Raw genomic sequence first — 16,628 nt, 5'->3', positions numbered from 1 at the left:
CTGGATCGTCCGGAATCGGACGAGGACTGAGAAATGGGAATCCGCAAGTACAAGCCGACTACGCCGGGCCGCCGTGGCTCCTCCGTAGCCGACTTCGTCGAGATCACGCGGTCCACGCCGGAGAAGTCGCTGGTCCGCCCCCTGCACAGCAAGGGCGGCCGTAACAACACCGGTCGGATCACGGTTCGACACCAGGGTGGCGGCCACAAGCGCGCCTACCGCGTGATCGACTTCCGTCGTCACGACAAGGACGGCGTGCCGGCCAAGGTCGCTCACATCGAGTACGACCCCAACCGCACCGCGCGCATCGCGCTGCTCCACTACGTGGACGGCGAGAAGCGCTACATCATCGCCCCCAAGGGTCTGACGCAGGGTGACCGCGTCGAGAACGGCCCCGGCGCGGACATCAAGCCCGGCAACAACCTGGCGCTCCGCAACATCCCGGTCGGTACCACGATCCACGCGATCGAGCTCCGTCCCGGTGGTGGCGCCAAGTTCGCCCGTTCCGCGGGTGCCTCCGTGCAGCTGCTGGCGAAGGAGGGCACGATGGCCCACCTTCGTATGCCGTCCGGTGAGATCCGTCTGGTCGACGCCCGCTGCCGCGCCACCATCGGCGAGGTCGGCAACGCCGAGCAGTCGAACATCAACTGGGGCAAGGCCGGCCGCAAGCGCTGGCTGGGCGTTCGCCCGACCGTTCGCGGTGTGGCGATGAACCCGGTGGACCACCCGCACGGTGGTGGTGAGGGTAAGACCTCCGGTGGTCGCCACCCGGTCTCCCCGTGGGGTCAGAAGGAGGGTCGTACTCGCTCGCCGAAGAAGGCTTCGAGCAAGTACATCGTCCGCCGCCGCAAGACGAACAAGAAGCGCTAGGAGCGGGTTTAGATGCCGCGCAGTCTCAAGAAGGGACCCTTCGTTGACGGCCACCTCGTAAAGAAGGTGGACGCCCAGAACGAAGCCGGTACCAAGAACGTCATCAAGACCTGGTCCCGTCGCTCGATGATCATCCCGGCCATGCTCGGCCACACGATCGCGGTGCACAACGGCAAGACCCACATTCCGGTGTTTGTCACCGAGTCGATGGTCGGCCACAAGCTCGGCGAGTTCTCGCCGACGCGCACCTTCCGGGGTCACGTGAAGGACGACCGGAAGTCGAAGCGCCGCTAGTAGCGGGGTGGAATGACCATGACAGACACTGGAAGGACAACCATGGAAGCCAGGGCCCAGGCGCGGTACATCCGCGTCACGCCCATGAAGGCCCGCCGAGTGGTGGACCTTATCCGTGGCATGGATGCCACGGAGGCTCAGGCGGTCCTGCGTTTCGCCCCGCAGGCCGCGAGCGTGCCGGTCGGCAAGGTGCTGGACAGCGCCATTGCCAACGCCGCGCACAACTACGACCACAGTGACGCCTCTTCGCTGTACATCAGCGAGGCGTTCGTGGATGAGGGCCCGACCCTGAAGCGGTTCCGTCCGCGTGCTCAGGGCCGTGCCTACCGGATCCGTAAGCGGACCAGCCACATCACCGTGGTCGTCAGCAGCAAGGAAGGAACCCGGTAATGGGCCAGAAGGTTAACCCGCATGGGTTCCGGCTCGGCATCACCACGGACTTCAAGTCCCGTTGGTACGCCGACAAGCTGTACAAGGACTACGTCAAGGAAGACGTCGCCATCCGTCGGATGATGACGTCCGGCATGGAGCGCGCCGGCATCTCGAAGGTTGAGATCGAGCGCACCCGTGACCGCGTGCGGGTGGACATCCACACCGCGCGTCCCGGCATCGTCATCGGCCGCCGTGGCGCCGAGGCCGACCGCATCCGCGGCGACCTCGAGAAGCTCACGGGCAAGCAGGTCCAGCTGAACATCCTCGAGGTCAAGAACCCCGAGATGGACGCTCAGCTGGTCGCCCAGGCCGTTGCCGAGCAGCTCTCCTCCCGCGTCTCCTTCCGTCGCGCCATGCGTAAGAGCATGCAGGGCACGATGAAGGCCGGCGCCAAGGGCATCAAGATCCAGTGCGGCGGTCGCCTCGGCGGCGCCGAGATGTCCCGCTCGGAGTTCTACCGCGAGGGCCGTGTGCCCCTGCACACCCTCCGCGCGAACGTCGACTACGGCTTCTTCGAGGCCAAGACGACCTTCGGCCGCATCGGCGTGAAGGTCTGGATCTACAAGGGCGATGTCAAGAACATCGCCGAGGTCCGCGCCGAGAACGCAGCGGCCCGTGCGGGTAACCGCCCGGCCCGTGGCGCCGGTGACCGTCCGGCCGGTGGCCGCGGTGGTCGCGGTGGCGAGCGTGGCGGTCGCGGTCGCAAGCCGCAGCAGGCTCAGGCTGCCGAGGCCCCCAAGGCCGACGCTCCCGCCGCCGCTCCGGCTGCTGAGAGCACCGGAACGGAGGCCTGACCGAAATGCTGATCCCCCGTAGGGTCAAGCACCGCAAGCAGCACCACCCGAAGCGCAGCGGTATGTCCAAGGGTGGTACGCAGGTTGCGTTCGGCGAGTACGGCATTCAGGCCCTCACTCCGGCGTACGTGACCAACCGCCAGATCGAGGCGGCTCGTATCGCGATGACCCGCCACATCAAGCGTGGCGGCAAGGTCTGGATCAACATCTACCCGGACCGCCCGCTGACCAAGAAGCCTGCCGAGACCCGCATGGGTTCCGGTAAGGGTTCGCCGGAGTGGTGGATCGCGAACGTCAAGCCCGGTCGGGTGATGTTCGAGCTGTCCTACCCGAACGAGAAGATCGCGCGCGAGGCCCTGACCCGTGCGGCCCACAAGCTGCCGATGAAGTGCAAGATCGTTAAGCGCGAAGCAGGTGAGCTGTGATGACCGCCGGTACCAAGGCGTCCGAGCTGCGCGAGCTGGGCAACGAGGAGCTTGTCGCCAAGCTCCGCGAGGCCAAGGAAGAGCTGTTCAACCTCCGCTTCCAGGCGGCGACGGGCCAGCTCGAGAACCACGGTCGGCTCAAGTCCGTCCGTAAGGACATCGCCCGGATCTACACCCTGATGCGTGAGCGCGAGCTGGGCATCGAGACGGTGGAGAGCGCCTGATGAGCGAGAGCAACGTGACTGAGAAGACCGAGCGCAACGCCCGCAAGGTCCGTGAGGGCCTGGTCGTCAGCGACAAGATGGACAAGACCGTCGTCGTCGCCGTTGAGGACCGCGTCAAGCACGCGCTGTACGGCAAGGTCATCCGCCGTACGAACAAGCTCAAGGCTCACGACGAGCAGAACGCTGCCGGCGTCGGCGACCGCGTCCTCCTGATGGAGACCCGGAAGCTGTCGTCGACGAAGCACTGGCGCGTCATCGAGATCCTCGAGAAGGCCAAGTAATCACCTGAGGGGTTTCCCTCAGGTCAGTTCCGCCAGGCTCGGTGGGGGTTCCGCTCCGTAAGGGACGGACCCCCACCGGGAACCGGCAGACAATCAGGAGATAGACGTGATCCAGCAGGAGTCGCGACTGCGTGTCGCCGACAACACTGGTGCCAAGGAGATCCTTTGCATCCGTGTTCTCGGTGGTTCCGGTCGCCGCTACGCGGGCATCGGTGACGTCATCGTCGCCACCGTCAAGGACGCGATCCCCGGTGGCAACGTGAAGAAGGGTGACGTCGTCAAGGCGGTCATCGTTCGCACCGTCAAGGAGCGCCGCCGCCAGGACGGCTCGTACATCCGCTTCGACGAGAACGCCGCTGTCATTCTCAAGAACGACGGCGACCCTCGTGGCACCCGTATCTTCGGCCCGGTGGGCCGTGAGCTGCGCGAGAAGAAGTTCATGAAGATCATCTCGCTCGCGCCGGAGGTGCTGTAAGCATGAAGATCAAGAAGGGCGACCTGGTCCAGGTCATCACCGGTAAGGACAAGGGCAAGCAGGGCAAGGTCATCACGGCCTTCCCCCGCGAGAACCGTGTTCTGGTCGAGGGTGTCAACCGGGTCAAGAAGCACACCAAGGCCGGCCCGTCGCAGGCCGGTGGCATCGTCACGACCGAGGCGCCGGTCCACGTCTCCAACGTCCAGCTGGTCGTTGAGAAGGACGGCAAGAAGGTCGTCACGCGCGTCGGTTACCGCTTCGACGACGAGGGCAACAAGATCCGCGTTGCCAAGCGGACGGGTGAGGACATCTGATGGCTACCACCACCACTCCGCGTCTCAAGACGAAGTACCGCGAGGAGATCGCGGGCAAGCTGCGTGAGGAGTTCTCCTACGAGAACGTCATGCAGATCCCCGGCCTCGTCAAGGTCGTGGTCAACATGGGTGTGGGCGACGCCGCCCGCGACTCCAAGCTGATCGAGGGCGCCATCCGCGACCTCACCACGATCACCGGTCAGAAGCCGGCCGTCACCAAGGCTCGGAAGTCCATCGCGCAGTTCAAGCTGCGTGAGGGCCAGCCGATCGGTGCGCACGTCACCCTCCGTGGCGACCGCATGTGGGAGTTCCTGGACCGCACCCTGTCGCTCGCGCTTCCGCGCATCCGCGACTTCCGTGGTCTGTCCCCCAAGCAGTTCGACGGGCGTGGCAACTACACCTTCGGTCTCACGGAGCAGGTCATGTTCCACGAGATCGACCAGGACAAGATCGACCGTGTCCGGGGTATGGACATCACCGTGGTGACCACGGCGACCAACGACGCTGAGGGCCGTGCCCTTCTCCGTCACCTCGGCTTCCCGTTCAAGGAGGCGTAAGCGAGATGGCGAAGAAGGCTCTCATCGCGAAGGCTGCCCGCAAGCCCAAGTTCGGCGTGCGCGGCTACACGCGCTGCCAGCGCTGTGGTCGTCCCCACTCCGTGTACCGCAAGTTCGGCCTGTGCCGCGTGTGCCTTCGTGAGATGGCTCACCGTGGCGAGCTGCCGGGCGTGACCAAGAGCTCCTGGTAATCCCCCACTTAAGGGATTCCGGAGTCTCTCGGTAAGCAGAGGGTTGGCAGAGGCCCACCCCTCCATGGCTTAGGCTAGGAGGGTTGGGCGTCTGCCGCCCGTACGACTTACTACGCCGTAGGTCCCCGCGCCGCACCCGTCCCGCCCCTGTGTGGGGAGAGGGATGGCGCATACAGGAAACCCCGGCGAGAGAGGCCGAAGGCCAATTCATGACCATGACTGATCCGATCGCGGACATGCTGACTCGTCTGCGTAACGCGAACTCGGCGTACCACGACACCGTGGCGATGCCGCACAGCAAGATCAAGTCTCACATCGCGGAAATCCTCCAGCAGGAGGGCTTCATCACGGGCTGGAAGGTCGAGGACGCCGAGGTCGGCAAGAACCTCGTCCTCGAGCTCAAGTTCGGTCCGAACCGTGAGCGCTCCATCGCGGGCATCAAGCGGATCTCGAAGCCGGGCCTCCGGGTTTACGCGAAGTCCACCAACCTGCCGAAGGTTCTCGGCGGCCTGGGCGTGGCGATCATCTCCACGTCCCACGGTCTCCTGACCGGCCAGCAGGCAGGCAAGAAGGGCGTAGGTGGGGAAGTCCTCGCCTACGTCTGGTAGTCGGGAACGGAGGAATAGCTAATGTCGCGTATTGGCAAGCTGCCTATCCAGGTTCCCGCCGGCGTGGACGTCACCATCGAGGGCCGCGCGGTCACGGTCAAGGGTTCCAAGGGCACCCTGACCCACACCGTTGCCGCGCCGATCGAGATCGTTAAGGGCGAGGACGGCGTTCTCAACGTCACCCGTCCGAACGACGAGCGTCAGAACAAGGCCCTCCACGGCCTGTCCCGCACGCTGGTGGCCAACATGATCACCGGTGTGACCCAGGGTTACGTGAAGGCGCTCGAGATCAGCGGTGTCGGTTACCGCGTTGCCGCGAAGGGCTCCAACCTGGAGTTCCAGCTCGGCTACAGCCACCCGATCCTGGTGGAGGCGCCCGAGGGCATCTCCTTCAAGGTCGAGTCGCCGACCAAGTTCTCGGTCGAGGGCATCGACAAGCAGAAGGTCGGCGAGGTCGCGGCGAACATCCGCAAGCTGCGGAAGCCCGACCCGTACAAGGCCAAGGGCGTCAAGTACGCCGGCGAGGTCATCCGCCGCAAGGTCGGAAAGGCTGGTAAGTAAGCCATGGCATACGGTGTGAAGATCGCCAAGGGCGACGCTTACAAGCGTGCTGCTAAGGCCCGCCGTCACATCCGCATCCGCAAGAACGTGTCGGGTACGGCGGAGCGTCCGCGCCTCGTCGTGACGCGTTCCAACCGCGGTATCACCGCTCAGGTCATCGACGACCTCAAGGGTCACACCCTTGCGTCCGCGTCGAACCTGGACGCGTCGATCCGTGGTGGCGAGGGTGACAAGTCCGCGCAGGCCAAGCAGGTCGGCGCTCTCGTAGCCGAGCGCGCCAAGGCCGCTGGTGTCGAGGCTGTCGTGTTCGACCGTGGTGGCAACAGGTACGCCGGGCGCATTGCCGCTCTGGCTGACGCCGCCCGCGAAGCCGGGCTGAAGTTCTAAGCCCCGGTTCCGGGACTAACGGACGTAACAGAGAGAGGTAAATCCAATGGCTGGACCCCAGCGCCGCGGAAGCGGTGCCGGTGGCGGCGAGCGGCGGGACCGGAAGGGCCGCGACGGTGGCGCTGCCGCCGAGAAGACCGCGTACGTTGAGCGCGTTGTCGCGATCAACCGCGTCGCCAAGGTTGTCAAGGGTGGTCGTCGTTTCTCCTTCACCGCGCTGGTCGTGGTGGGTGACGGTGACGGCACCGTAGGTGTCGGTTACGGCAAGGCCAAGGAAGTTCCCGCGGCCATCGCCAAGGGTGTCGAGGAAGCCAAGAAGAACTTCTTCAAGGTTCCGCGCATCCAGGGCACCATCCCTCACCCGATCCAGGGCGAGAAGGCCGCGGGCGTCGTCCTGCTCAAGCCGGCTTCCCCCGGTACCGGTGTTATCGCCGGTGGCCCGGTGCGTGCCGTGCTCGAGTGCGCCGGCGTTCACGACATCCTGTCGAAGTCGCTCGGCTCCGACAACGCGATCAACATCGTGCACGCGACCGTGGAGGCCCTGAAGGGCCTGCAGCGTCCCGAGGAGATCGCGGCTCGCCGTGGTCTGCCCCTCGAGGACGTCGCCCCCGCGGCTCTGCTTCGTGCACGTGCGGGAGCGGGTGCGTAATGGCTCGCCTCAAGATCACGCAGACGAAGTCGTACATCGGCAGCAAGCAGAACCACCGCGACACTCTGCGTTCGCTCGGGCTCAAGCGCCTGAACGACGTGGTCGTCAAGGAGGACCGCCCCGAGTTCCGCGGAATGGTGCACACCGTCCGCCACCTCGTGACGGTCGAGGAGGTCGACTGACATGGCGGAGAACAACCCGCTGAAGGTCCACAACCTCCGTCCCGCCCCGGGCGCCAAGACCGCCAAGACCCGTGTGGGTCGTGGTGAGGCGTCGAAGGGTAAGACGGCCGGTCGTGGTACCAAGGGCACGAAGGCCCGTTACCAGGTTCCGCAGCGCTTCGAGGGTGGGCAGATGCCCCTCCACATGCGTCTGCCGAAGCTCAAGGGCTTCAAGAACCCGTTCCGCACCGAGTACCAGGTCGTGAACCTGGAGAAGCTCGGCGCTCTCTACCCCGAGGGTGGAGAGGTCACGGTGGCCGACCTGGTCGCCAAGGGCGCGGTGCGCAAGAACAGCCTCGTCAAGGTGCTCGGCGCCGGCGAGATCTCCGTGGCGCTGCAGGTGACGGTTGACGCCGTCTCCGGCTCCGCCAAGGAGAAGATCGCCGCTGCCGGCGGCACCGTCACCGAGCTCGTCTGAGTCTCGGCCTGACAACACTGAGCCTGGCCGGCTCCCCCTCGGGGGAGCCGGCCAGGCTTTTTTTGACCGATCCGTGGGGTAAGGCGGTCCGGCGGCGACGCTGGAGAGCCCGGCACGAGTCCGGACCCTGAGGTTCCCCTTCGGCCTTACGAGAAACGGCGCGTCCGGCTCGGTCGAGACGGCCGTCGTCCCCCGTGCTCCGCTCCGCGTCGGGGAGGCCGGCCGGGAGCGCGGCCGGCCGCCGTGGCACACATGCCCTGGTCACGGCCGGTGCGGGGAGCGTCGCCCAGGGGTGCGTCCGCGAGGGCGAGCGCGTGGTTCCGGCCTGCCGTTCGCGGTACCGCTCGAACAGTTTTCCGAGGTCGGGATGGTGTGTCGTCACGTCTCCCGGTCCGGATGCGCGCCCGGCGGAAGTCGGTTGTCCACGCCCCGGGGCGCCGTCCGCCGTCGACAGGCGCTGACGTGCCTCGGAGACGTTTCCCGCTGGCTGTGGGGGCGGGTATGGTAGCGCCTGTTAGCTTCCCCGGCAGTCTGCGCTTCAGGCGTGCGGCTGCCGTGTTCTGTAACTGCTCACATTCAAACCGTCACCCTCACGCGCGTAACGCGGGGGTCGCAGGAGGCACCGTGCTTACCGCGTTCGCCCGGGCGTTCAAGACGCCCGACCTGCGCAAGAAGCTGCTCTTCACGCTCGGCATCATCGTGCTGTACCGGCTCGGGGCACACATCCCCGTCCCCGGTGTCAGCTACCAGGCCGTGCAGCAGTGTGTGGACCAGGCGAGCCAGGGCAACAACTCCCTGTTCGGCCTGGTGAACATGTTCAGTGGCGGGGCGCTGCTGCAGATCACCATCTTCGCGCTCGGCATCATGCCGTACATCACGGCGAGCATCATCCTGCAGCTGCTGACCGTCGTGATCCCGCGTCTGGAAGCCCTGAAGAAGGAAGGGCAGTCGGGCACCGCGAAGATCACGCAGTACACGCGTTATCTGACGATCGCCCTCGCCGTCCTCCAGGGCACCGGTCTCGTCGCCACGGCCAAGAGCGGTGCGCTGTTCAGCGGCTGCACGGTGGCCAACCAGGTCGTCCCGGACCCGTCGATCTTCACCATCGCCACGATGGTCATCACGATGACCGCCGGCACCGCCGTCGTGATGTGGCTCGGTGAGCTCATCACCGACCGCGGCATCGGCAACGGCATGTCGATCCTGATGTTCATCTCGATCGCCGCCGGCTTCCCGGGCGCGCTGTGGAAGATCAAGGTCGAGGGTGACCTGGCCGACGGCTGGATCGAGTTCGGCACCGTGATCCTCGTCGGGTTCGCGATGGTCGGTCTCGTCGTCTTCGTCGAGCAGGCCCAGCGCCGCATCCCGGTGCAGTACGCGAAGCGGATGATCGGTCGCAGGTCCTACGGCGGAACGTCCACTTATATCCCGCTCAAGGTGAACCAGGCAGGTGTGATTCCTGTCATCTTCGCCTCGTCGCTGCTCTACATCCCGGCCTTGATCGCCCAGTTCTCCAGCTCCACCGCAGGGTGGAAGACCTGGATCGAAGCCCACTTCGTCAAGGGTGACCACCCCTACTACATCGCTACGTACTTCCTCCTGATCGTGTTCTTCGCCTTCTTCTACGTGGCGATCTCGTTCAACCCCGAGGAAGTCGCGGACAACATGAAGAAGTATGGTGGCTTCATCCCGGGTATCCGGGCTGGTCGACCTACTGCCGAGTATCTGAGCTACGTGCTCAACCGGATCACTTGGCCGGGCTCGCTGTATCTGGGTCTGATCGCTCTTGTGCCGACGATGGCGTTGGCAGGCTTCGGCGGTGCCAATGCCAACTTCCCCTTCGGCGGGACGAGCATCCTCATCATCGTGGGTGTGGGGCTGGAGACCGTGAAGCAGATCGAGAGCCAGCTCCAGCAGCGCAATTACGAAGGGTTCCTCCGCTGATGCGAATCGTCCTCGTCGGACCGCCCGGGGCCGGCAAGGGTACGCAGGCTGCGTTCCTTGCCAAGAACCTGGGTATTCCGCACATCTCCACCGGTGACCTCTTCCGTGCCAACATCTCGAAGGGCACGGAGCTGGGCATGAAGGCCAAGGCGTACATGGACGCCGGCGACCTCGTGCCGGACGAGGTGACCATCGGGATGGCCAAGGACCGCATGGAGCAGGCCGACGCCGTCAACGGCTTCCTGCTCGACGGCTTCCCGCGGAACGTGGCCCAGGCCGAGGCGCTGGATGTGGTCCTCAAGGCCGAGGACATGCAGCTGGACGCGGTCCTGGACCTGGAGGTCCCCGAGGACGAGGTCGTGAAGCGGATCGCGGGTCGTCGCACCTGCCGCAACGACAGCGCTCACGTCTTCCACGTGATGTACAACCAGCCGAAGGCCGAGGGCGTCTGCGACGTCTGCGGCGGCGAGCTCTACCAGCGCCCGGACGACTCCGAGGAGACCGTCCGCAAGCGCCTGGAGGTCTACCACACGCAGACCGAGCCGATCATCGACTACTACCGGGCGCAGAACCTGGTCGTGACGATCTCGGCGCTCGGCAAGGTGGAGGAGGTCACCGCCAAGGCGATGGCCGCGCTCAAGAAGTAACCACGGTTCGTTCGACACGGCCGCGGTGCCCCTGGGGGGCGCCGCGGCCGTATCGTTGTTCTGTCCCGTGTACTCGTAGGAAAGGCCCCCGTCACGATGGTGCAGATCAAGACCCCCGAGCAGATCGCGAAGATGCGTGAGGCGGGGCTGGTCGTGGCCGCCATCCACGCGGCGACCCGTGAGGCGGCCGTGCCGGGCGCCACGACGAAGGACCTGGACGAGGTCGCGCGGAAGGTGATCGCGGACCACGGGGCGAAGTCGAACTTCCTCGGGTACGGCGGCTTCCCCGCGACGATCTGCACCTCGGTGAACGAGGTCGTGGTCCACGGCATCCCGGACGAGAAGACCGTCCTCAAGGACGGCGACATCATCTCCATCGACGCCGGCGCGATCGTCGACGGCTGGCACGGCGACGCGGCGTACACGGCGTTCGTGGGCACGGGTCACGCCCCGGAGCTGATCGAGCTCTCGCGGGTGACCGAGGAGTCGATGTGGGCCGGCATCGCCGCGATGAAGAACGGCAACCGGCTCGTGGACGTCTCGCGGGCGATCGAGACGTACATCCGCCGGCAGCCGAAGCCGGGCGGCGGCAAGTACGGCATCGTCGAGGACTACGGCGGCCACGGCATCGGCACCGAGATGCACATGGACCCGCACCTGCTGAACTACGTCTCCCGCAAGCGCGGCAAGGGCCCGAAGCTGGTCCCCGGCCTCTGCCTGGCGATCGAGCCGATGGTCTCGCTCGGTACGCCGCGCACGGAGGTCCTGGCGGACGACTGGACCGTCGTCTCCACGGACGGCACCTGGTCCTCCCACTGGGAGCACTCCGTCGCCGTGACGGAGGAGGGCCCCCTGGTCCTGACGGCCCCCGACTGCGGCAGGGCGAAGCTGGCCGAGCTGGGCGTGGTGGCGGCCCCGGACCCGCTGGGCTAGGCGGCCCCGTACGGGAAACCTACGGCGTGGCTGGTTGCGTAAGGATCTTCGCGGGTGGGCAAACTTCCCGGATTCGTCTTTTCCGGAGGCCTGACGTAGACTGATGCGTCGGCTCTCGTGTACCCGTGTGTCTGCACGCGGATCGAGAGTCGATCAAGGTAGCCGATTCGAAAGGCGAAGCGTGGCCAAGAAGCAAGGTGCCATCGAAATCGAGGGCACCGTGATCGAGTCCCTCCCGAACGCCATGTTCAAGGTGGAGCTCCAGAACGGTCACAAGGTCCTCGCGCACATCTCCGGCAAGATGCGGATGCACTACATCCGAATCCTTCCGGACGACCGGGTCGTCGTGGAGCTCTCCCCGTACGACCTGACGCGTGGCCGGATCGTCTACCGGTACAAGTAGATCTTGCCCGCACCCCGGCTCGCCGCGGGTGGTGGCACTGACCCGGAGAACCTCACATCCCATGAAGGTCAAGCCGAGCGTCAAGAAGATCTGCGACAAGTGCAAGGTGATCCGCCGTCACGGCCGGGTCATGGTCATCTGCGACAACCTGCGCCACAAGCAGCGCCAGGGCTGACGCACGCCGACCGACCTGCACCCCGCAGTTCTTCGCGCGACGCAAGCAATACGTACATACGCAGAGCCCGCCCAGCCCGTAAGGGTCGGCGGCACCTCCGGCGGGGGCCGGGGACCCGATTCGTACCTCATACGGCGGTCGGGAGCGGCTTTGCGGAAGACCCCCGAACACACAGGAGCCATTGAATGGCACGCGTTTCCGGTGTTGACATCCCGCGCGAAAAGCGTGTGGAGATCGCACTCACCTACGTCTTCGGTATCGGGCGTACCCGGTCCAAGGAGATCCTCGCCTCCACCGGCGTGAACCCGAACACCCGCGTTCGTGACCTGGCCGAAGAGGACCTGGTCAAGATCCGCGAGTACGTGGACGCCAACCTCCAGACCGAGGGTGACCTCCGCCGCGAGATCCAGGGCGACATCCGCCGCAAGATCGAGATCCAGTGCTACCAGGGCATCCGCCACCGTCGTGGCCTGCCCGTGCACGGTCAGCGCACCAGCACGAACGCCCGTACCCGCAAGGGCCCGCGTCGCGCCATCGCCGGTAAGAAGAAGCCGGGCAAGAAGTAGTCCTCAGCGGACGCTTGACCAAGCGGTCTTCGCTGTAGGACCGACCACCTCCCGTAGGAGTAATAGATGCCCCCCAAGGGTCGTCAGGGCGCTGCCAAGAAGGTGCGCCGCAAGGAAAAGAAGAACGTCGCTCACGGCCACGCGCACATCAAGAGCACGTTCAACAACACGATCGTCTCGATCACGGACCCCTCGGGCAACGTGATCTCCTGGGCCTCCGCCGGCCACGTCGGCTTCAAGGGCTCGCGCAAGTCCACCCCGTTCGCCGCGCAGATGGCCGCCGAGTCGGCCGCTCGCCGCGCGCAGGAGCACGGCATGCGCAAGGTCGACGTCTTCGTCAAGGGTCCCGGCTCCGGCCGTGAGACCGCGATCCGTTCCCTCCAGGCCACGGGCCTCGAGGTCGGTTCGATCCAGGACGTCACCCCCACGCCGCACAACGGCTGCCGTCCCCCCAAGCGCCGCCGCGTCTGACGCACGGCTGCTTGATCTGAGGTTTCGGGCGGTACGGCTCTCCGGGGCGGTGCCGCCCGTACCCTTGCAGTACGTAGTACCCGTCGGGCGTCAAATAGTGGGCGTCCACGACTGAAGGAACACACACCATGCTGATCGCTCAGCGTCCCTCGCTGACCGAAGAGGTCGTCGACGAATTCCGCTCGCGGTTCGTCATCGAGCCCCTGGAGCCGGGCTTCGGCTACACGCTCGGCAACAGCCTCCGCCGTACGCTCCTCTCCTCGATCCCGGGTGCGGCCGTCACGTCCATCCGTATCGACGGTGTCCTGCACGAGTTCACCACCGTGCCGGGCGTCAAGGAGGACGTCACCGACCTCATCCTCAACATCAAGCAGCTGGTCGTCTCCTCGGAGCACGACGAGCCGGTCGTGATGTACCTGCGCAAGCAGGGCCCCGGCCTGGTCACCGCTGCTGACATCGCCCCGCCGGCCGGCGTCGAGGTGCACAACCCCGACCTGGTGCTCGCCACGCTCAACGGCAAGGGCAAGCTGGAGATGGAGCTGACCGTCGAGCGCGGTCGCGGCTACGTCTCCGCCGTGCAGAACAAGCAGGTGGGCCAGGAGATCGGCCGTATCCCGGTCGACTCCATCTACTCGCCGGTGCTCAAGGTCACGTACAAGGTCGAGGCGACCCGTGTCGAGCAGCGCACCGACTTCGACAAGCTGATCGTCGACGTCGAGACCAAGCAGGCCATGCGCCCGCGCGACGCCATGGCGTCCGCCGGTAAGACCCTGGTCGAGCTGTTCGGTCTGGCGCGCGAGCTCAACATCGACGCCGAGGGCATCGACATGGGCCCGTCCCCCACGGACGCCGCCCTCGCCGCCGACCTGGCGCTGCCGATCGAGGAGCTCGAGCTCACCGTTCGTTCGTACAACTGCCTCAAGCGTGAGGGCATCCACTCCGTGGGTGAGCTCGTGGCGCGCTCCGAGGCCGACCTGCTCGACATCCGCAACTTCGGTGCGAAGTCGATCGACGAGGTCAAGGCGAAGCTGGCCGGCATGGGCCTGGCCCTCAAGGACAGCCCGCCCGGATTCGACCCGACCGCCGCCGCGGACGCCTTCGGCGCCGACGACGACGCGGACGCCGGGTTCGTCGAGACCGAGCAGTACTAAGAGCTCGGGCCTTCACGGTCCGTACTCGGGTGCGGGTGCGCTGCGGCTTGTCGCACAGTGCCCCGCGCCCCTTCCGGTCGTCCCCTACGGGGGCAGCCCGGATCTCCGACGGGCGACCGCCCGCTCGGACACTGACACCGGTACCTCATACGGCCGGTGCAGATCACAAGGAGAAACACCATGCCGCGTCCCGCCAAGGGTGCCCGCCTCGGTGGCAGTGCCGCTCACGAGCGTCTGCTGCTCGCCAACCTGGCGAAGTCCCTCTTCGAGCACGGCCGCATCACCACGACCGAGGCCAAGGCCCGCCGCCTGCGTCCGGTCGCCGAGCGCCTGATCACCAAGGCGAAGAAGGGCGACATCCACAACCGTCGCCTGGTGCTGCAGACGATCACGGACAAGGGCGTCGTCCACACGCTCTTCACCGAGATCGCCCCGCGCTACTCCGAGCGCCCGGGTGGCTACACCCGTATCACCAAGATCGGCAACCGTCGTGGCGACAACGCCCCGATGGCCGTGATCGAGCTGGTCGAGGGCGAGATCGCCAAGAAGGCGACCGTCGCCGAGGCCGAGGCCGCCGCCAAGCGTGCCGTCAAGGAGGCCGACGAGGCCAAGGTCGAGAAGACCGACGCCGAGGACGCCGCTCCGGCCGAGGAGCCGAAGGACGCGTAAGCGTTCGTTCCGGTTTTCTTCGTGTGCGGGCCCGTACCCCTGGGGTACGGGCCCGTTCCCGTGTGTTTGAGAGGATCTCCCGCGTGAGCGATGACGTGCAGCCCGGATTCGTACGAGTCCGGCTCGACCTTTCCTACGACGGCAAGGACTTCTCCGGCTGGGCCAAGCAGGCTCAGGGACGGCGGACCGTCCAGGGCGACATCGAGGACGCCCTGAAGACCGTGACCCGGTCCACGGAGACGTACGAGCTGACCGTCGCCGGCCGCACCGACGCCGGTGTGCACGCCCGTGGCCAGGTCGCGCACGTCGATCTGCCCGTCGAGCTGTGGGCCGAGCACCAGGACAAGCTGCTCCGGCGGCTCGCAGGGCGGCTCTCGCACGACGTACGGGTCTGGCGGCTCACCGAGGCCCCCGCGGGGTTCAACGCGCGCTTCTCCGCGATCTGGCGCCGGTACGCCTACCGTGTCACCGACAACCCCGGCGGTGTCGACCCCCTCCTGCGCGGCCACGTCCTGTGGCACGACTGGAGCCTCGACATGGACGCCATGAACGCCGCGGCCGAGCGGCTCGTCGGCGAACACGACTTCGCCGCGTACTGCAAGAGGCGCGAGGGCGCCACGACCATCCGTACGCTCCAGGAGCTCCGCTGGGAGCGGCGGCCCGGGGGTGTGCTCGAAGCGACCGTGAAGGCGGACGCCTTCTGCCACAACATGGTCCGCTCGCTCGTCGGCGCGCTGCTCTTCGTCGGCGACGGACACCGCCCGGTGGACTGGCCCGCGAAGGTGCTCGCGGCCGGTGTGCGGGACTCGGCCGTGCACGTGGTCCGTCCGCACGGACTCACCCTCGAAGAGGTCGGCTACCCGGCCGACGAGCTGCTGGCCGAGCGCAACCGCGAGGCCAGGAACAGGCGCACCCTGCCGGGCGCCGGCTGCTGCTGATCCGGCCGTACGTCCTCGCCGCACCACCAGGGGCGGGCGCCTGTCGGGCGCCCGTCCACGGTCGTCACTCCTTGGGCGCGCCCGCCGCCGCCGAGGCCTGGGACTTGCCGCGGGCGTAGATCTGGTTGAAGGCGAAGGTGCCCAGGTCGTCGCTGGACTGGAAGACGGCCTTGTCGGACGTGGTGACCTTCTTGCCGTTCGTGAAGCCCGCCTGCGTGAAGTACGCGTACCGGCCGATCGAGTTGGCCCGGCGCAGACAGACCGTCGCGCGGCAGAATTCCTTCACCCCGGACCCCGCCAGCGGCGCGATGCCACCGCTGGCCTGGTCCTTCGCCTTGAGCGCCGCCGCCTCGGTGGGGAACACGGCGACGCCGACGGTGACGGCGACCCCGTCCTTCACGTACGTGGCGCGGATCACCCGGTCGCAGCCGTTCTTCTTCAGCACCGCGCCCAGACCGCCCTGCGTGACGCTCGCGCAGTCGGTCGTGGAGGAGGTCGCGCCCTTCTTGTAGGCCCGGCCGCTCATCGTCAGCTTCTTGCCCGGGAAGAGGCCCTCGGCGCTGAGCGGGGCCTTGTCCTTCTTCTCGTCCGAGATGAAGTCCTTGGGGTTGGGCGGGGGCGGCGGCGCGACGGAGGAGAACGTCGGGCCGGGGGTGGGGGAGTCGCTGGGGGCGGCTGAGCCGGTGGGGGTGACCGTGCCGTTCTTCCCCGTGTCGTCGGTCTCGTTGCTCTTCACGACCGCCGTGGCGACGATCGAGCCGACGACGAGGGCGGCCAGCACGCCACCGCCCACGACCAGCCAGCGCTTACGGCGCCGGCCGGCCGCGGAGGCGTCGGCGAGGGCGCCCCAGTCGGGCGTCCCGCCGTCCGATGCCGCCGGGAACGGGCTCGGCTGCTGCTGGCCGAACTGGTTCCCGTACTGCTGTCCGTACTGCTGCTGTCCCGGCTGCTGCGGCTCCTGCGGCCACTGGGATCCCCCAAAGCTCATGCCGCGCATCCTAAACCGGTTGGGGCACAGCGGTGCGGGCGG

28 protein-coding genes are annotated in these 16,628 nt (G+C 66.8%); 27 read left to right on the top strand and 1 reads right to left on the bottom strand.

The window, feature by feature from the left end; genetic code table 11:
- The first annotated feature begins 33 nt into the window (after positions 1–33).
- The 27 genes from rplB to truA all read left to right on the top strand — a co-directional run bounded on the left by rplB (position 34) and on the right by truA (position 15,598).
- The gene (gene rplB / locus M5362_RS21950) at positions 34–870 is read left to right on the top strand and encodes a 50S ribosomal protein L2 (RefSeq protein ID WP_030318653.1); all 837 of its coding nucleotides are present in this window, start codon (positions 34–36) and stop codon (positions 868–870) included.
- A 12-nt stretch (positions 871–882) separates the two neighbouring features.
- Positions 883–1,164, top strand: coding sequence for a 30S ribosomal protein S19 (rpsS, locus tag M5362_RS21945; protein ID WP_015035577.1), 282 nt, complete (start codon positions 883–885; stop codon positions 1,162–1,164).
- 42 nt (positions 1,165–1,206) lie between these two features.
- The gene (gene rplV, locus M5362_RS21940; protein ID WP_041662774.1) at positions 1,207–1,554 is read left to right on the top strand and encodes a 50S ribosomal protein L22; all 348 of its coding nucleotides are present in this window, start codon (positions 1,207–1,209) and stop codon (positions 1,552–1,554) included.
- Positions 1,554–2,390: a 30S ribosomal protein S3 gene (gene rpsC / locus M5362_RS21935; RefSeq protein ID WP_260229395.1), complete on the top strand. Its 837-nt coding sequence runs from the start codon at positions 1,554–1,556 to the stop codon at positions 2,388–2,390. The genes rplV and rpsC overlap by 1 nt, the downstream gene beginning before the upstream one ends.
- Positions 2,391–2,395: 5 nt before the next feature.
- Positions 2,396–2,815: a 50S ribosomal protein L16 gene (gene rplP / locus M5362_RS21930; protein ID WP_015035580.1), complete on the top strand. Its 420-nt coding sequence runs from the start codon at positions 2,396–2,398 to the stop codon at positions 2,813–2,815.
- Positions 2,815–3,039: a 50S ribosomal protein L29 gene (gene rpmC, locus M5362_RS21925; protein WP_028797851.1), complete on the top strand. Its 225-nt coding sequence runs from the start codon at positions 2,815–2,817 to the stop codon at positions 3,037–3,039. The genes rplP and rpmC overlap by 1 nt, the downstream gene beginning before the upstream one ends.
- Positions 3,039–3,320 carry a 30S ribosomal protein S17 gene (gene rpsQ / locus M5362_RS21920; RefSeq protein WP_260229394.1) on the top strand — a complete coding sequence of 94 codons (282 nt, stop codon included), beginning with the start codon at positions 3,039–3,041 and terminating at the stop codon, positions 3,318–3,320. Before rpmC ends, rpsQ begins: the two co-directional genes overlap by 1 nt.
- A gap of 106 nt (positions 3,321–3,426) precedes the next feature.
- The gene (gene rplN, locus M5362_RS21915) at positions 3,427–3,795 is read left to right on the top strand and encodes a 50S ribosomal protein L14 (RefSeq protein ID WP_003956455.1); all 369 of its coding nucleotides are present in this window, start codon (positions 3,427–3,429) and stop codon (positions 3,793–3,795) included.
- Positions 3,796–3,797: 2 nt separating this feature from the next.
- A complete protein-coding gene (rplX, locus tag M5362_RS21910) occupies positions 3,798–4,109 on the top strand; it encodes a 50S ribosomal protein L24 (protein WP_015035583.1) in 312 nt (103 codons plus the stop codon).
- Positions 4,109–4,666 (top strand): 50S ribosomal protein L5, encoded by a 558-nt coding sequence (gene rplE / locus M5362_RS21905; RefSeq protein WP_260229393.1) that lies wholly within the window; start codon positions 4,109–4,111, stop codon positions 4,664–4,666. Before rplX ends, rplE begins: the two co-directional genes overlap by 1 nt.
- Before the next feature lie 5 nt (positions 4,667–4,671).
- The gene (locus tag M5362_RS21900) at positions 4,672–4,857 is read left to right on the top strand and encodes a type Z 30S ribosomal protein S14 (protein WP_003948630.1); all 186 of its coding nucleotides are present in this window, start codon (positions 4,672–4,674) and stop codon (positions 4,855–4,857) included.
- 209 nt (positions 4,858–5,066) lie between these two features.
- Complete coding sequence (gene rpsH, locus M5362_RS21895; protein WP_018528360.1) at positions 5,067–5,465, top strand: 30S ribosomal protein S8; 399 nt, start codon at positions 5,067–5,069, stop codon at positions 5,463–5,465.
- A 21-nt stretch (positions 5,466–5,486) separates the two neighbouring features.
- Positions 5,487–6,026: a 50S ribosomal protein L6 gene (gene rplF / locus M5362_RS21890; RefSeq protein WP_260229392.1), complete on the top strand. Its 540-nt coding sequence runs from the start codon at positions 5,487–5,489 to the stop codon at positions 6,024–6,026.
- Between the two features lie 3 nt (positions 6,027–6,029).
- Complete coding sequence (rplR, locus tag M5362_RS21885) at positions 6,030–6,413, top strand: 50S ribosomal protein L18 (RefSeq protein WP_015035587.1); 384 nt, start codon at positions 6,030–6,032, stop codon at positions 6,411–6,413.
- 46 nt (positions 6,414–6,459) lie between these two features.
- The gene (gene rpsE / locus M5362_RS21880; protein ID WP_015035588.1) at positions 6,460–7,062 is read left to right on the top strand and encodes a 30S ribosomal protein S5; all 603 of its coding nucleotides are present in this window, start codon (positions 6,460–6,462) and stop codon (positions 7,060–7,062) included.
- Positions 7,062–7,244, top strand: coding sequence for a 50S ribosomal protein L30 (gene rpmD, locus M5362_RS21875; protein ID WP_005313525.1), 183 nt, complete (start codon positions 7,062–7,064; stop codon positions 7,242–7,244). The genes rpsE and rpmD overlap by 1 nt, the downstream gene beginning before the upstream one ends.
- A gap of 1 nt (position 7,245) precedes the next feature.
- Complete coding sequence (gene rplO, locus M5362_RS21870) at positions 7,246–7,701, top strand: 50S ribosomal protein L15 (protein ID WP_260229391.1); 456 nt, start codon at positions 7,246–7,248, stop codon at positions 7,699–7,701.
- Between the two features lie 624 nt (positions 7,702–8,325).
- Complete coding sequence (gene secY, locus M5362_RS21865; protein ID WP_260229390.1) at positions 8,326–9,645, top strand: preprotein translocase subunit SecY; 1,320 nt, start codon at positions 8,326–8,328, stop codon at positions 9,643–9,645.
- Positions 9,645–10,292 carry an adenylate kinase gene (locus M5362_RS21860; RefSeq protein ID WP_260229389.1) on the top strand — a complete coding sequence of 216 codons (648 nt, stop codon included), beginning with the start codon at positions 9,645–9,647 and terminating at the stop codon, positions 10,290–10,292. Before secY ends, M5362_RS21860 begins: the two co-directional genes overlap by 1 nt.
- Positions 10,293–10,388: 96 nt before the next feature.
- On the top strand, positions 10,389–11,225 hold the full coding sequence (map, locus tag M5362_RS21855; RefSeq protein WP_260229388.1) for a type I methionyl aminopeptidase: 837 nt from the start codon (positions 10,389–10,391) through the stop codon (positions 11,223–11,225).
- Between the two features lie 181 nt (positions 11,226–11,406).
- Positions 11,407–11,628 (top strand): translation initiation factor IF-1, encoded by a 222-nt coding sequence (infA, locus tag M5362_RS21850; RefSeq protein ID WP_003956442.1) that lies wholly within the window; start codon positions 11,407–11,409, stop codon positions 11,626–11,628.
- A 61-nt stretch (positions 11,629–11,689) separates the two neighbouring features.
- Positions 11,690–11,803 carry a 50S ribosomal protein L36 gene (gene rpmJ / locus M5362_RS21845; RefSeq protein WP_003956441.1) on the top strand — a complete coding sequence of 38 codons (114 nt, stop codon included), beginning with the start codon at positions 11,690–11,692 and terminating at the stop codon, positions 11,801–11,803.
- 185 nt (positions 11,804–11,988) lie between these two features.
- Positions 11,989–12,369, top strand: coding sequence for a 30S ribosomal protein S13 (gene rpsM / locus M5362_RS21840; protein ID WP_005313488.1), 381 nt, complete (start codon positions 11,989–11,991; stop codon positions 12,367–12,369).
- A gap of 66 nt (positions 12,370–12,435) precedes the next feature.
- Positions 12,436–12,840, top strand: a complete 405-nt coding sequence (gene rpsK, locus M5362_RS21835; RefSeq protein WP_003956432.1) for a 30S ribosomal protein S11 — start codon at positions 12,436–12,438, stop codon at positions 12,838–12,840.
- A gap of 128 nt (positions 12,841–12,968) precedes the next feature.
- Positions 12,969–13,991, top strand: coding sequence for a DNA-directed RNA polymerase subunit alpha (locus tag M5362_RS21830; protein ID WP_003966937.1), 1,023 nt, complete (start codon positions 12,969–12,971; stop codon positions 13,989–13,991).
- Between the two features lie 180 nt (positions 13,992–14,171).
- Entirely contained in the window at positions 14,172–14,660 is a 489-nt protein-coding gene (gene rplQ / locus M5362_RS21825; protein WP_260229387.1) for a 50S ribosomal protein L17, read from the top strand.
- An 83-nt stretch (positions 14,661–14,743) separates the two neighbouring features.
- Positions 14,744–15,598 carry a tRNA pseudouridine(38-40) synthase TruA gene (truA, locus tag M5362_RS21820; protein ID WP_260229386.1) on the top strand — a complete coding sequence of 285 codons (855 nt, stop codon included), beginning with the start codon at positions 14,744–14,746 and terminating at the stop codon, positions 15,596–15,598.
- 64 nt (positions 15,599–15,662) lie between these two features.
- Here the strand turns inward: truA and M5362_RS21815 are convergent, their stop codons facing one another.
- The gene (locus M5362_RS21815; RefSeq protein WP_260229385.1) at positions 15,663–16,586 is read right to left on the bottom strand and encodes a hypothetical protein; all 924 of its coding nucleotides are present in this window, start codon (positions 16,584–16,586) and stop codon (positions 15,663–15,665) included.
- Positions 16,587–16,628 lie beyond the last annotated feature (42 nt).

It is taken from the genome of Streptomyces sp. Je 1-79, assembly GCF_025195125.1.
Lineage (GTDB): Bacteria > Actinomycetota > Actinomycetes > Streptomycetales > Streptomycetaceae > Streptomyces.
Note: the sequence above shows the minus strand (reverse complement) of the source record. Positions and strands in the feature narration are given on the sequence as shown.

Bases quoted from the DNA above. Each gene is read 5' to 3' on its own strand.
- M5362_RS21815 (WP_260229385.1), bottom strand. From the start codon at position 16,586: ATGAGCTTTGGGGGATCCCAGTGGCCGCAGGAGCCGCAGCAGCCGGGA.
- rpmD (WP_005313525.1), top strand. From the start codon at position 7,062: ATGGCTCGCCTCAAGATCACGCAGACGAAGTCGTACATCGGCAGCAAG.
- rplQ (WP_260229387.1), top strand. From the start codon at position 14,172: ATGCCGCGTCCCGCCAAGGGTGCCCGCCTCGGTGGCAGTGCCGCTCAC.
- rpsS (WP_015035577.1), top strand. From the start codon at position 883: ATGCCGCGCAGTCTCAAGAAGGGACCCTTCGTTGACGGCCACCTCGTA.
- rplR (WP_015035587.1), top strand. From the start codon at position 6,030: ATGGCATACGGTGTGAAGATCGCCAAGGGCGACGCTTACAAGCGTGCT.
- rpsE (WP_015035588.1), top strand. From the start codon at position 6,460: ATGGCTGGACCCCAGCGCCGCGGAAGCGGTGCCGGTGGCGGCGAGCGG.
- rplE (WP_260229393.1), top strand. From the start codon at position 4,109: ATGGCTACCACCACCACTCCGCGTCTCAAGACGAAGTACCGCGAGGAG.
- rplB (WP_030318653.1), top strand. From the start codon at position 34: ATGGGAATCCGCAAGTACAAGCCGACTACGCCGGGCCGCCGTGGCTCC.
- rpmC (WP_028797851.1), top strand. From the start codon at position 2,815: ATGACCGCCGGTACCAAGGCGTCCGAGCTGCGCGAGCTGGGCAACGAG.
- map (WP_260229388.1), top strand. From the start codon at position 10,389: ATGGTGCAGATCAAGACCCCCGAGCAGATCGCGAAGATGCGTGAGGCG.
- rpsQ (WP_260229394.1), top strand. From the start codon at position 3,039: ATGAGCGAGAGCAACGTGACTGAGAAGACCGAGCGCAACGCCCGCAAG.
- rplX (WP_015035583.1), top strand. From the start codon at position 3,798: ATGAAGATCAAGAAGGGCGACCTGGTCCAGGTCATCACCGGTAAGGAC.
- M5362_RS21830 (WP_003966937.1), top strand. From the start codon at position 12,969: ATGCTGATCGCTCAGCGTCCCTCGCTGACCGAAGAGGTCGTCGACGAA.
- rplO (WP_260229391.1), top strand. From the start codon at position 7,246: ATGGCGGAGAACAACCCGCTGAAGGTCCACAACCTCCGTCCCGCCCCG.
- rplP (WP_015035580.1), top strand. From the start codon at position 2,396: ATGCTGATCCCCCGTAGGGTCAAGCACCGCAAGCAGCACCACCCGAAG.
- M5362_RS21900 (WP_003948630.1), top strand. From the start codon at position 4,672: ATGGCGAAGAAGGCTCTCATCGCGAAGGCTGCCCGCAAGCCCAAGTTC.
- rpsH (WP_018528360.1), top strand. From the start codon at position 5,067: ATGACCATGACTGATCCGATCGCGGACATGCTGACTCGTCTGCGTAAC.
- rpsM (WP_005313488.1), top strand. From the start codon at position 11,989: ATGGCACGCGTTTCCGGTGTTGACATCCCGCGCGAAAAGCGTGTGGAG.
- rpsK (WP_003956432.1), top strand. From the start codon at position 12,436: ATGCCCCCCAAGGGTCGTCAGGGCGCTGCCAAGAAGGTGCGCCGCAAG.
- M5362_RS21860 (WP_260229389.1), top strand. From the start codon at position 9,645: ATGCGAATCGTCCTCGTCGGACCGCCCGGGGCCGGCAAGGGTACGCAG.
- rplF (WP_260229392.1), top strand. From the start codon at position 5,487: ATGTCGCGTATTGGCAAGCTGCCTATCCAGGTTCCCGCCGGCGTGGAC.
- rplV (WP_041662774.1), top strand. From the start codon at position 1,207: ATGGAAGCCAGGGCCCAGGCGCGGTACATCCGCGTCACGCCCATGAAG.
- rpsC (WP_260229395.1), top strand. From the start codon at position 1,554: ATGGGCCAGAAGGTTAACCCGCATGGGTTCCGGCTCGGCATCACCACG.
- rpmJ (WP_003956441.1), top strand. From the start codon at position 11,690: ATGAAGGTCAAGCCGAGCGTCAAGAAGATCTGCGACAAGTGCAAGGTG.